Annotated in this window: 11 protein-coding genes and 1 pseudogene; 9 read left to right on the top strand and 3 right to left on the bottom strand. The window is 61.5% G+C overall.

The features are described from left to right. Nucleotides 1-524: 524 nt before the first annotated feature. From MTX21_RS28695 to MTX21_RS28685, 3 genes are read left to right on the top strand one after another with little or no spacing between them, the layout of a single operon-like run. A complete protein-coding gene (locus MTX21_RS28695) occupies nucleotides 525-1,406 on the top strand; it encodes a cytochrome b/b6 domain-containing protein (protein WP_280967995.1) in 882 nt (293 codons plus the stop codon). A gap of 1 nt (nucleotide 1,407) precedes the next feature. After that, nucleotides 1,408-2,208: a molybdopterin-binding protein gene (locus MTX21_RS28690; RefSeq protein ID WP_280967994.1), complete on the top strand. Its 801-nt coding sequence runs from the start codon at nucleotides 1,408-1,410 to the stop codon at nucleotides 2,206-2,208. Then, on the top strand, nucleotides 2,162-2,611 hold the full coding sequence (locus tag MTX21_RS28685; RefSeq protein ID WP_280967993.1) for a GYD domain-containing protein: 450 nt from the start codon (nucleotides 2,162-2,164) through the stop codon (nucleotides 2,609-2,611). The genes MTX21_RS28690 and MTX21_RS28685 overlap by 47 nt, the downstream gene beginning before the upstream one ends. 107 nt (nucleotides 2,612-2,718) lie before the next feature. On the opposite strand, the gene MTX21_RS28680 is transcribed toward MTX21_RS28685, so the two are convergent. Beyond that, nucleotides 2,719-3,627 carry a division plane positioning ATPase MipZ gene (locus MTX21_RS28680; RefSeq protein WP_280967992.1) on the bottom strand — a complete coding sequence of 303 codons (909 nt, stop codon included), beginning with the start codon at nucleotides 3,625-3,627 and terminating at the stop codon, nucleotides 2,719-2,721. Between the two features lie 384 nt (nucleotides 3,628-4,011). On the opposite strand from MTX21_RS28680, the gene MTX21_RS28675 reads away from it, so the two are divergent. The 3 genes from MTX21_RS28675 (at nucleotide 4,012) to MTX21_RS28665 (ending at nucleotide 6,209) form a co-directional block, all read left to right on the top strand. Continuing rightward, nucleotides 4,012-4,482: a YbaK/EbsC family protein gene (locus tag MTX21_RS28675; protein ID WP_280967991.1), complete on the top strand. Its 471-nt coding sequence runs from the start codon at nucleotides 4,012-4,014 to the stop codon at nucleotides 4,480-4,482. 116 nt (nucleotides 4,483-4,598) lie between these two features. Then, complete coding sequence (locus MTX21_RS28670) at nucleotides 4,599-5,021, top strand: CBS domain-containing protein (RefSeq protein ID WP_280967990.1); 423 nt, start codon at nucleotides 4,599-4,601, stop codon at nucleotides 5,019-5,021. 159 nt (nucleotides 5,022-5,180) lie between these two features. Then, nucleotides 5,181-6,209: an alpha/beta fold hydrolase gene (locus MTX21_RS28665; RefSeq protein ID WP_280967989.1), complete on the top strand. Its 1,029-nt coding sequence runs from the start codon at nucleotides 5,181-5,183 to the stop codon at nucleotides 6,207-6,209. 7 nt (nucleotides 6,210-6,216) lie between these two features. Here MTX21_RS28665 and MTX21_RS28660 read toward each other — a convergent pair. Further along, nucleotides 6,217-6,405 (bottom strand): annotated as a pseudogene (locus MTX21_RS28660) (aldehyde dehydrogenase family protein); the annotation flags it as partial. A 310-nt stretch (nucleotides 6,406-6,715) separates the two neighbouring features. On the opposite strand from MTX21_RS28660, the gene MTX21_RS28655 reads away from it, so the two are divergent. The 3 genes from MTX21_RS28655 (at nucleotide 6,716) to MTX21_RS28645 (ending at nucleotide 10,068) form a co-directional block, all read left to right on the top strand. Next, a complete protein-coding gene (locus MTX21_RS28655) occupies nucleotides 6,716-6,877 on the top strand; it encodes a DUF3311 domain-containing protein (RefSeq protein ID WP_280970819.1) in 162 nt (53 codons plus the stop codon). Nucleotides 6,878-6,944: 67 nt separating this feature from the next. Next, entirely contained in the window at nucleotides 6,945-8,498 is a 1,554-nt protein-coding gene (locus tag MTX21_RS28650; protein ID WP_280967988.1) for a sodium:solute symporter, read from the top strand. Between the two features lie 502 nt (nucleotides 8,499-9,000). Beyond that, nucleotides 9,001-10,068 (top strand): hypothetical protein, encoded by a 1,068-nt coding sequence (locus MTX21_RS28645; RefSeq protein WP_280967987.1) that lies wholly within the window; start codon nucleotides 9,001-9,003, stop codon nucleotides 10,066-10,068. A gap of 34 nt (nucleotides 10,069-10,102) precedes the next feature. On the opposite strand, the gene MTX21_RS28640 is transcribed toward MTX21_RS28645, so the two are convergent. Continuing rightward, nucleotides 10,103-12,091 (bottom strand): autotransporter domain-containing protein, encoded by a 1,989-nt coding sequence (locus tag MTX21_RS28640; protein WP_280970818.1) that lies wholly within the window; start codon nucleotides 12,089-12,091, stop codon nucleotides 10,103-10,105. Nucleotides 12,092-12,175: the final 84 nt, after the last annotated feature.

The following is a 12,175-nucleotide window of genomic DNA, read 5'->3' as shown; positions in this document are numbered from 1 at the left end:
CTGGTCAAGCGTTGCATCGCGTTACTCCTTCTTCCTCGTCTGCCTTCGCCTGGCTCTCTGCTAGGCCCGCGAGGGACGGTGGTCGAAGGTCGAACGCAGGTCACCAATCACGCGTTCCCAACGATGATTGCCCACGCCAATTACAAATGAGCCAATTTCTGAAATAGGAGTTAGGTTTCGATTTCCAGTTCGCGCCCGCGCAATATCCGGGCCCGCGGCCGACGCGCTGGGCACGGACGCCGTAAGATTTGCGCCGCGCCTTGCCTTCATTCGGAACCTCGATTCGGCGCGCGCGTTCGATCATTGGTTATCGCTTCGTCGATGGGCGTCGAACAGAGGCGGTTCTGTAAGTTCCCAATCTGCCGATAGACCGCGTGCAGCGACTTTTAGCGACGTATCGAACGGACCACAGCGCAGTCGATGGCTTGCGCCACGCGCAGACAGAGTTCTGATCGCACCCTGCGCCAGGGACTGACACTTTATCATCGTGCGTCGCCCATTTTTCGCGACGACAGGGATAAGTGATGGCCGACTTGAAAGATACAAAGGAGACACAGCTTCTCTATCGTCAATCGGTCTGGACGCGCGTGACTCATTGGGTATGGGCCGTGACGCTGTTTTTCATGGTGACGAGCGGGCTGCAGATCTTCAACGCACATCCGATCCTCTATCTTGGGCGACAGTCAGGCTTCGGCGACAAGCAATATCTGGGTCCGCAGGCAGGATACGGCAGCAAGCAATTCGACAATACGGTCCTCGACATTCATGCGGAAATGCACGACGGCAGGATCGTCGGCGTAACAAGCATTTTGGGTCATGACTTCGATACCACCGGACTATTGGGCAAGAGCGGATCGAAGGACCAGCCGGTCTACCAGGCCTTCCCCGAGTGGGCGACGATCCCCTCCTACTACGACCTCGCGACCGGGCGGGTGATCCATTTCTTTTTCGCCTGGATCCTCGTCCCGACGTGGTTTGTCTGGTTGTTCGCCAGCCTGATCAACGGTCATTTCTGGCACGACATCGTCCCCAGGCTGCGCGATTTTCGGCTTCTGCCACGCGACATCGTCAGCCATCTGCGCCTCAAATTTCCGCACCGGCGCTCCTACAACGTCTTACAGAAGCTCAGCTACGCCGTGATTCTCATCCTCGTCATCCCGGGCATGATCGCCACCGGCCTCACGATGTCGCCCGGTGTCGATTCGGCCTGGCCCTGGCTGCTCGACGTTTTCGGCGGCCGCCAGACGGCGCGTCTGCTGCATTTCTGCGGCATGCTGGTCATCGTCCTATTCTTCGTCGTTCACATCATCATGGTGATCGCCGCAGGACCGATCAACGAGATGCGCTCGATGATCACGGGCTGGTATCGCAGCGACCAGCCCGAGCCGACCAGCGGGGAAGCTTGATATGAGCAAGATCAAGATCATGTCCAACCGCCGCCGGTTTCTTGGCCAGCTCGGCGCTGGTGCGTCGTTGGTGACGCTCGGCGGCTGTGATGCTTTCGACGGCGTGCTCGGACTTGGCCATCCTGCGCTCGGCTTTCTGCGAAAGGCGAACGCTCTTACCATGGGAGCGCAACGCGCGATTCAAGGACCGGCGACGATGGCGCGCGAATATCCACCCAGCGCCATCCGGCAAGACCAGCGCCCGAACGGCTCGACCGATCCGCAGACTGACGATTATCTCGCCGTCCAGAAAGACGATTTCGCCGGCTACCGGCTGCAAGTCACGGGGCTTGTCGACAAGCCGTTGTCGCTCAGCCTCAACGAATTGCGGCAAATGCCGTCGCGCACCCAGATCACACGGCACGATTGCGTCGAGGGTTGGAGCTGCATCGCCCAATGGACGGGCGTGCAGCTATCGCGCGTCCTCGACCGGGCGGGGATCAAGCCGGCCGCGCGCTACGTCGTCTTCCACTGCTATGATTCGATGGACGACACGCTCGGCGACGACTCGACTCTTTACTACGAGAGCATCGATCTCATCAGTGCCTATCATCCGCAGACGATCCTCGCCTACGGACTTAACGGGCAGACGCTGCCGATTGCCAACGGCGCGCCATTGCGTGTACGCATCGAGCAGCAGCTCGGCTACAAGATGGCTAAGTACATCCGAGCAATCGAAATCGTCGACAGCTTCGCCAAGATCGCCGGCGGCAACGGTGGCTATTGGGAAGACCGAGGTTACGATTGGTATGCAGGCTCGTAAGCTGGTCGCGCTCTTTGGCCGCTACATCCGATCGCGGCACTGGCCTGCGTTGCTGCGCGTCACCGGAAGGCGTATAATTCCATTGGTGCAGAACGATCAATATCCCGTGGAGGTGGCCATGAAATATGTGCTGCTTGGCAATCTGAACCCGGAGTGGGCGGGTAAGCAGGCGGATAGGGTCGGCAAGGCCAAGGCAAAGCTCGACAAGCTGGGCATCAAGATCGAGTCGATCCACTACACGCAGGGCTACTACGATTTCGTCGACGTCGTCGATGCCCCGAACCCGGAGGCGATGCTCGCGTTCTCCGTCTGGTATGCGACCCACGGTCTAGGGCGGATTCAAACTATGCCGGCCTTCGACGCAAAGGCCTTCGAAACGGCGATCAAACACGCTGCGGGCTAAGTGTCGCGTGAAGGCTCACCGCTTTTGCGCCAACCAAGCGTGCGACCTCGCTCGCGTGAGCGGGGTGCTTCGGTTCGCGCTCCGAGGCATTCCCGCCGGACGACTGCTCAATCAAGCAACACTTCATTGGTGCCGAGTGGCGCGCGCGCCGACGCAAACCACTCTTTTCGGGCGGCAGCCCTGCGGCAGGCGCGCTCCGTGATCGGCAGGTTCAGAAGGCCGACCAGATCGCGCATCTCTTGTTGAGCCAACCGGTGTGACTGACCTGGTCTGGCGCCGAAGGTCGCTTCGTCCAGCGCATCGAGGGCAGTGAGGCCGGAGGGAAAAAGCTGGCGATACACGCTTCGCTCGGCACAGCCTCGGATATCTCTGAGCCCCAGCCTTATACCGAGTTCGGCAATGTTGGGATGCAGCAGCCGGCCCCGCGCTGAGCGATTACGGAGGACGACCCAATCGGTCTGGCATTGGTCGAACTCGCGCCGATGCCTGCGAGCTTCGCACACCATCTCGGCGTAGTGGCCGATCCCCGTCACCTCGTGCGTGATGGGGTCGACCGAGGCCAGCGTGCCGAAATCAAGAAAGCTATCAGTTACGGGCGTCACGAGCGTATCGGCCACCAAGTGTGCAAGGCGCATCAGATAAGTATCCGTCGAGGGGGTGTCGATCACGACGAGATCGACGGACTTTTTGATGTCGGAAACAGCCGCCTGAAAGGCGACGAGTTCCTCGACTTCGTTGTCCTCGAGGTTCGCGCCCTCGGCGCGCCGGACCAGGCGATGCGGCGGCAGTTCTAGTTCGATCCGCCGATGCCAGGCCCAGATGCGCCGGTTTTCGATGTAGCGCGTCAGAGCTCCCTGATTACTATCGAGATCGATCGTCCCGACCCGGTGGCCCTCTTTGAGGAGTGCGACGGCCAGATGCATGGCTATCGTCGTCTTCCCTGAGCCACCCTTCTCGTTGCCGATGACGATGACATATGGCGATCCCGCCCCTGCGATTGGTGTCGCGTGCAGCATCGCTGGGCCTGATAAGTAACTGATTCCACTGCAAGACTAATACGGTTATCCCGCGCCTGGTTCCGGGCCGATGTCATTACAGTTTGCGACCGGACGTCGCCAACCCAAAAATCCGTGCAGCAACAGTTCGAGGTCGTGGACGAAGGAACGCGGGGTTTGATCGCTATGCTGTTGACGAAGCAGTGAAAGCGCTGCCGCGTGCTCGTGCCAACGCCATGGCAGAAGCTCTCTGAGTGGCGCGCCCGGAGCGATTCGAACGTCCGACCCAATTGCGGCATTCGAGAGCAAGGCCTATGCTGAAGTCCGGCAATCACGCGGCCGCTCATCGTGCGGCGGGGGCAGCCCTACGGTGGATGGCTCGCATACCCATCCGGAGGCCACGCCATGTCTATTGCCCCCACCCTGCAGCGATATCTGGCTGCCGAGAACATCGAGTGTGCCGAGATCCCGCACGATCTCACCATGTCATCAACGCGCACGGCGCAGGCCTGCCACGTCTCGGGCGATCGTCTCGCCAAGGCCGTCGTGCTGCGGCATGACGGCGGCTATATGCTCGCGGTCGTGCCGGCATCGCACCATCTCAACCTGCCGGACTTGAAGGAAAGGCTTGGCGAGGATCTCGTCATGGCCAACGAAACCGAGATCAACCGGCTGTTCGCGGACTGTGCGCACGGAGCAGTTCCGGCGGTCGGCCGGTGCTACGGGCTCGATCTCATCGTCGATGAGAGCATCCGGGCCCAACCCGAAGTCTATATCGAAGCCGGCGATCACGAGACGCTGCTTCAGCTCACCCAAGCACAGTTCGCGCGCCTGACGGCCAACGCACCGCATGGACGCTTCAGTATGCATGACTGACGCGGCATGACGGCGGGATAATTTCCAGTGCCCCTTCGTTCCGGCGACGCGTGCGGTCGCGCCCGGTTCGTTGTATAGTCACGTCGCGGGGGCTGCGTTCGCAACGGAGGTCCTCCATGAAAGTCAAGGACGTGATGCACAAGGGCGTCGATTGGGTCAGCCCCGACACCCCGATCACCGAGATCGCGAAGTTGATGCAAGGGCACGACATCGGCTGCATTCCGATCGGCGAAGACGACCATTTGATCGGGATGGTGACGGATCGCGACATCGTTTGCAAAGGCCTTGCGAGTAACGGCTTCAACGCCGCGCGCACGACGGCGCGGGACGTGATGACCGAAGGCATCCATTGCTGCCGGGAAGACGACGATCTGGCGAAGGCCGTACATCACATGGAGACGCTGAAAATTCGCAGGTTGCCTGTGATCAACAAGAGCAAGCGGATGGTCGGCATGATCAGCCTGGGTGATGTCGGCCGATCCGCCACCGCTGATCTGTTGACCCAGTGCGTCAAGGGTGTGTCGGCCCATCATCATTGAGGGCAAACGCCGGCCGGTTCCGGAACTTTGTCGGCTGCGGCGAACGCGGACGCAATGATCACGCAACCTGCCGCCGCTCCGCCGTCTTCTCGCCCCCATTGTCATTCAGGGAGCTAGGCGGGGCGGCGCTAGGCTGGGCAAAGTTCCCAAAGGTTCCGTGTGATCGTCCGACGTCTTCTGCAACGCGACCCTCATCATTCTCTTTCGCGCCGCGCGCTCCTGGGCGGGCTTGCGTCGGCGGGCAGTGCCCTCGCGCTCGGCGGATGTGCCGGCTTGGGCGCGACCGGCGCGCGCTTCGACGCGTCGTCCCTCTCCGTTGACCCCACATTGCTTGTCGCCACCACGCGCAAGCCCGTGAACGGCGGTCGCGCGAAACCCTGGTTCGGGCCGGAGCGCGCGACCGCAATGACGGTCGCGCGGGCAAAGCTGGTGGCGCCGGACGAGAGCCGACTTTCTCTCGCCTCGGTCGGACTTGGCGATTGGCGCCTTGATCGGGTCGAACCGGTGCCGGGCGACATTGGCGATCTCGTTGCACAGGGCGGCGCGGGAGGAGACGTGCTGATCTATGTGCACGGCTTCAAGCAGACATTCGAAACGGCGGCACTCGATGCCGCCCATCTCTCCGACGGGATCAGGTTCCGCGGCCGGACCATGGTGTTCTCCTGGCCCTCCAAGGCCGGCCTGTTCGACTACGCCTATGACCGCGACAGCGCGATGTGGTCCCGCGACGATTTCGAACGCGTGCTCTCGTCCCTGGTGTCGGCTCCAGGCGGCGGCCGTGTGCACGTCGTTGCGCACAGCATGGGAACCATGCTGACGCTCGAAAGCCTGCGTCAGCTCTATGCGCGATACGGCGACACCGTCACGAGCAAGATCGGGGCGGTGGTGTTTGCCGCGCCCGATATCGACATGGACGTGTTCTCGTCGGCGATCCACCGCATCGGTCCGCTTGCCGGCAAGATCACCGTGATCGCCGCGACGAACGATCGCGCGCTGGCGCTGTCGGGGCAAATCGCAGGCGGAATGACCAGGGTCGGCGCCGCCGAGAAGGCCGTCATCGAGCGGCTCGGCGTGCGCGTGGTCGATGCGTCCCAGGAAGGCTGGGGCATCATCAATCACGATCTGTTTCTATCGAATGCGGAAGTGCAGCGCGTGATCCGCCGCTCGATCGACGGCACGACCGCTTAAGCTCCTCTCACAGCTCAATGAGAACGCTCTTCCGCCGGCGGTTCGCCTCGAACGCCTCTTTCCCCAGATCCTTGCCGATACCCGAACTCTTATAGCCTCCCGTCGGCAGAATGTGATCGCGGGAGCGCCCGTAGCGATTGACCCATACCGTCCCGGCTTCGATGCGTCCTATGGCGCGCAGTGCTTGTGACAAGTCACTGCTTTCACTGCGCCGGATCTCGGGCTGCGCCGCCGGCCCCCTAGCCGAAAGGCGCATGGAACCCGGGAACAGGTGCCGCGTTGCGACCACGGCGCGAATGAGAAAGCTGGGTGGGAAGGTGACGAGCCCCAGCTTTCGCCGCCGGATCATCGAAAGTAGCTCTGCTACCCTCCGCATCATTGACCGGCACTGGCGCACCTCGGTGAAAGAGGTCTCCATGTCAAATGACGTCGGTTCGAGATACAGCATTCAGGAAGCAGCCACCGGCCGGCAGAACGAAAAACGCGCCGGATGGAGCTGGTGGTACCTGCTCTTCCTCATTCAATTCATCGCCGTTCTCTGGCCGCCGTTCTACAACATGGCCGAGCCTGATCTCATCGGCATCCCATTCTTCTACTGGTACCAGCTTCTCTGGGTCATCATTGGAGCCATGCTGACCGCAGTGGTCTATTTCGCGACGGAGGACTAGCCCGCCGGCGGCGCACGATCACGCAAGAGGAGACGATAGCAAGGGAGGGCCAATCGGGAGGAGTGCCGTGCAGGATGTAAACTGGACTGCCTTGATCATCTTCCTGGTGCTGTTTGCATTGATAACATGGCTCGGCTTCGCCGCGGCGCACTGGCGCAAAGGCGACCTCGACCTGTTGCATGAATGGGGGCTTGGCGGACGCCGTTTCGGCACCGTCATCACCTGGTTCCTGATCGGCGGCGACCTCTACACGGCCTACACATTCATTGCCGTTCCGGCGCTGGCGTTCGGGGCCGGTGCGGTCGCCTTCTTCGCGGTACCGTATACGATCGTCGCTTATCCTATTCTCTTCCTGGTTTTTCCGCGGCTTTGGTACGTTTGCCACCGGCACAACTACATCACGGCCGCCGACTTCGTCCGCGGGCGTTTCGGCAATCGCTGGCTCGCCCTGGCGATGGCGGTCACCGGCATCGTCGCGACGTTGCCCTATATCGCGCTCCAGCTTGTCGGACTTCAGGTCGTGATCGGCGGGATGGGCGTTTCCGGCGAAGGCTACGCTGGCGACCTGCCGCTGCTCTTCGCGTTCATCATTCTCGCCGCCTTCACCTATTCGAGCGGACTGCGGGCCCCAGCCTCGATCGCCATCGTCAAGGACATCCTGATCTACATCACGGCGTTCGCCGCCGTCATCGTCGTTCCAATACAGCTTGACGGCTTTGCAAATATCTTCGCCGCCGTACCGGCCCAGAAACTCCTGCTGGCCGCTCCCGGCGCCAACACGACCGGGGCGTACGGATCCTACGCAACGTTGGCGCTCGGATCGGCGCTTGCGCTCTTCCTCTACCCCCATTCGATCACGGGCATCCTGAGCGCCAGCAGCGGACACGCCGTTCGACGCAACGCGGCGCTTCTGCCGGCCTATTCATTCATGCTTGGGCTGCTCGCGCTCGTCGGCTTCTTCGCCATTGCTGCAGGCGTCGGCAACCTTCCCGAATATGCGGCCGGCTTCAAACAGTTCGGCAACAATTTTGCGGTGCCGGCCCTGTTCCTTCACAGCTTCCCGTCATGGTTTGTCGGCATCGCCTTTGCCGCCGTCGGCATCGGAGCGCTGGTGCCGGCCGCGATCATGTCGATCGCCGCCGCCAATCTCTACACACGCAACATTCACCGCGAGTTCATCAACGGCGCGCCCACCGACAGGCAGGAAGCGCAGATGGCAAAGTGGGTGTCGCTCATCGTGAAGTTCGGCGCACTTGCCTTCATCGTCTTCGTGCCATCGAAATATGCGATCTACCTTCAGCTCCTTGGCGGGATCTGGATCATCCAGACGCTGCCCGCCGTGATGCTCGGCGTCTACACGCGCTGGTTCAACGATTGGGCGCTACTCACCGGATGGGCCGCGGGAATCGTCGCCGGCACCGCAATGTTCGTCGCCGCGAACCTCACCCCGACCTATGCTCTCGCGGTCGGCGCCTTCACTTTTCCAGGCTATTCGGCGCTATACGCAGTGGTGCTCAACCTCGTTCTGACACTCGTCCTCACGCCGCTGTTCAATCTCATGAGCGGCGCTTCGGCCGACGAGACTCTCGCGGCCGAATATCGAGCGCCGTCGCGAACCTGAGCAAGCACCGCCCGGCTCGATGAGCAGCGGCGGCGGCGAATAGCGTGGGCGACCGCCAGGGGCGTGCCAAGAACGCGCACAAGACAGAAAGCGCACGTCGCAGTTCAGTTGTGAACGACGGAAACTGGCGCGCCATTCGGAATAAAACCGCGAACTCGTATATGATTGAAATCTCGTTATAATTTCGGCCAAGGCTTGGCGCGACCGCTGACGGCCGGCGCTTGTAAAATACAAAAACCGTTGCGAACTGGCCCTTCCAGATTCTCCCGCAAGATCTCCTAAGACGCTTGCAATTCGCCGTGCTCTCGCGAGAGATTTCCAAGTTGCCGGCCCACCTTTTGGAGCAGGGTATGAGCCGGGCCGGCACGCAGGCTCTTATGTCTGGTGGGGCTTGCTGCGTCGGAAAACGAAATGTCTGTGCAGCCGTTGGAGGAAACGGACGCCACAGGAATAAGCGGAAAGGGGCCCGCTCTTGGGGACAAATGGAATTGATAACGATCAATTGTCGAAAGTCATCGATCGATTTGGGGAAGCTGCGGTGGATCCCGCCGCTTGGCCCGCCATCATGGACGACATCTGCAGGGCGGTCGGCGCATCGGCTGCCGTCCTTCTCCAGAGCGACGTTCGGACGCCGGACGTCCCGCGGACGCAATCGATGGATGAGGGTACCCAGGTCTATTTCAAGGAAGGTTGGCACCTGAGTGATCCGCGAGCCGCTGGATTTCCGCGCATGATGTCCGGCGAGATCGTCACCGACCACGATATCCTGACACCGGAGCAGATTCGCTCCGACCCCATGTACAACGAGGTCCTTTATCCGTTCGGGTTGCAATGGTTCGCGGGTGTCGGCTTTTGGGCCGGGTCCGCCGCCTGGGCGCTGGCCATCCAGCGGACCGGGCGCGAGGGTCCGTTCGAGGCGCGGGACAAGCGCTTGCTTGCACGGCTTGCGCCGCGATTGACGGAGACGGCCACCCTTTCAACCGCAGTAGGCCGGGTCGCCCTCACCTCCATGACGGACGTGCTGAGCAGGGTCCGCCAGCCTGCACTGGTCATCGATCGGCAGGGCATGGTGCTGAGCACGAACGCTGCGGCCGATGCCGGATTTGACGAGGAAATCCGGATTAGAGATCGACAACTGGTCGTACGTGACAAGAAGGCGGCCGCCGAGCTTGATCAACTTATCGACATGATCCGATCGACGCCTGATACCGCCGCACTGCCTGCCGCCCCGGTGGTGGTCCGTCGCACGGCAAAGCCACCGGTCGTCATCCGCATGTTGCCCGTCGATGGTGCGGCCCGCACCGTCTTTCTCGGAGCGCGGGTGATGCTTGTCTTGTCCAACCTGACTCCACGCACGCCCGAGCCCGCGTTGATTTCGCAGGCGTTCGATCTCACCTCGGCTGAATCCCGGCTGGTATCGCTGTTGGCGAGCGGCAGGTCTCTGGAGGAAGCGGCACAACAGCTACGGATTGCGCGAGAGACAGCACGGAATCAGCTGAAATCAGCGTTCTCCAAGACGGGTACGCACCGCCAGGCAGAATTGGTCAGCCTGGTATCGCAGCTGGCATGACCAAACCGGATCGCATCAGCAGTTCGTGCCAATCTCAGTACTTGGCACGAACTGCAGAGGATTCGAACGCAACGTTCAGTCCGAACTGCGCGCCATAGGTGGCGACATTGTTCTGGCCGAATTGAGAGTAGAGCGCCGCGAAGGCGGTCGTATTCGGCGCGAACTTGACGCGCGTGCCAACCGTACCCGAGCCCCAGTCCTTTCCAAGCAACACTGCCGGCAGCGAATAGCTCGGGGCCGTGATGCTGAGCAGTGAGGCCGTAACGAGCCGGCCGCTGCCCGCGAGTTCGTGATTCCACACCGCCCTGGCGTAAGGCTCCCAGATGCCGAGGTTCAAGCTCGCCTGATAGCCAAGCTCGCTCACCGCCGAATTGCGAAGCTGGCTTGCGAACGCCAGGTTGGTCGGAGCGCCACTCGCATTGGTTTCCGCAAACGGGTTGATGTGAACCTGCTGGGCGATGATTCCGACGATGGGCCCATGTGTGAGATAGACCGGCGTGGCCGCCGGTGCCTTAAGAGCCCTGCCAGCTCCATCGGGAAGAGGTCCGACAGCGGTCCGGAAGTGATAACCCGTCTCGGCCGCAACCGAGATGTTGGTACCGCTGGTGCTTCCTCCATTGGACTGCGTCGTGATGCCGAGCGGGACCACGCGATTGATCCCATCGCTTAACGCGCCCCAAGTCGCGATGCCGTTCAGCCAGAACGCATCCTTGCGATAGGCGCTGTAGACGCTGATCGCGTATTCGGTCTGCCGGTAATCGCCGCCAAGGCTGAAGCTCTGCTTGGTGGTGCCGCCGGAGAAGGCCGCGCCGACCAGCCAGTCGCGCGTGACTGCGTAGTCAAATCCGGCCGTCGCCGCCACCGGCGTTCCGGGATCGTCCGGAAAACCTGGAGAGCTGTTCGTTATCTTCAGCCAGGAGACGTCGCCGCTGACCCAGCCGTGGAACGCGCCCGGGGTGCTGAAGGACAGCGGGATCTGGTTGGTGATCGCGTTGACCACAGCGGTTCGCGTTTTCACCGGCGCCTCGGCCAGGTACGATATCTGGCTTGGCGCGACAATCAGGCCGTAGAAATAGTCCGCTTCGATTTTATATCCGGTCGGTGAAAGATGCTGGTCATCCGAGAACAAACTCGTCAGCAAGGAATTCTGCGAGTTGAGGTACGCCGTGCCGTTGATACCGGCACCGGCTGGCGTGGTCGAAGGAACGCAGATTAGTCCGTAGCCTTGCGCGCCGGGCGCGCCAATTGGCGTGTTACAGGCGGAAACGCCGCCGCTTGCTGTCGGCAAAACCGATGTAAGGCCGAACGCCGCCGGGTTCGCAACGACGAATCGTCGAAGCGCGCCCGAATCCGCGGGAATGAATTTGACGCCGGCGGCCGAGAGGTCTCCCCAAAGCTGCTGGTGGTAGGCCACGAGATCAGAATTGGTCGTGAAGTAGGTCGGCAAAATGATGTAGCGCGCGCCGGCTGCGCTCAGTTGCCTGATCGATGCCTCCAGAGCGGCCAAGCTGGGCTGCACGGCAACGTTGAACAAGCCGGCCGGCGGTGAGGCGCCGCCGTGGGTGGCCTTATAAGCGTTGACGAAGGCGGTGCGGTCATTACCACCGGAGCGGATGATGTAGAGGGCGTCTGGATTGGCCTGCCCGCCCGTCGACGCAAGATAATTGCCAATCTGCTGCACGGTGGAAGGGCTGGTACCTCCTCCGATGTTGGGCGAATTGTTCTCCGCGCCGGAGACCGCAAAATTCGTTCCTCCGCCTGGCGCATTGCTCGGCGCCAGCGTCAGCCCGAAGGAGGCGGCCAGGAAATCAGTGTTCATGAGTCCAGCGGACGGCGTAATCGACGCACCGTTGGCCCGCGCTGTTACAAATCGGGCTTCATTCGACCAGCCGGTGCTGGTGTATCGAAAATATCCGCTATCGAGCGAACTATCGCCAAATCCAACTAGCTGATTGAAGGTCTGTGCCGATGCGGAACCGGCGATGATCAATCCCAGACTCAGAGCCCCCAGGCCGCGCAACATCATTTAAAACCCCAAAAGTATGCACCCCGATACCTTGCTGCTCATAATCTTTCGGCTCTGATCGGGCATGACCCAATTGGGTTA

It is taken from the genome of Bradyrhizobium sp. ISRA430 (assembly GCF_029909975.1).
Lineage (GTDB): Bacteria > Pseudomonadota > Alphaproteobacteria > Rhizobiales > Xanthobacteraceae > Bradyrhizobium.
This window is presented reverse-complemented; position numbering and strand designations above follow the sequence as displayed.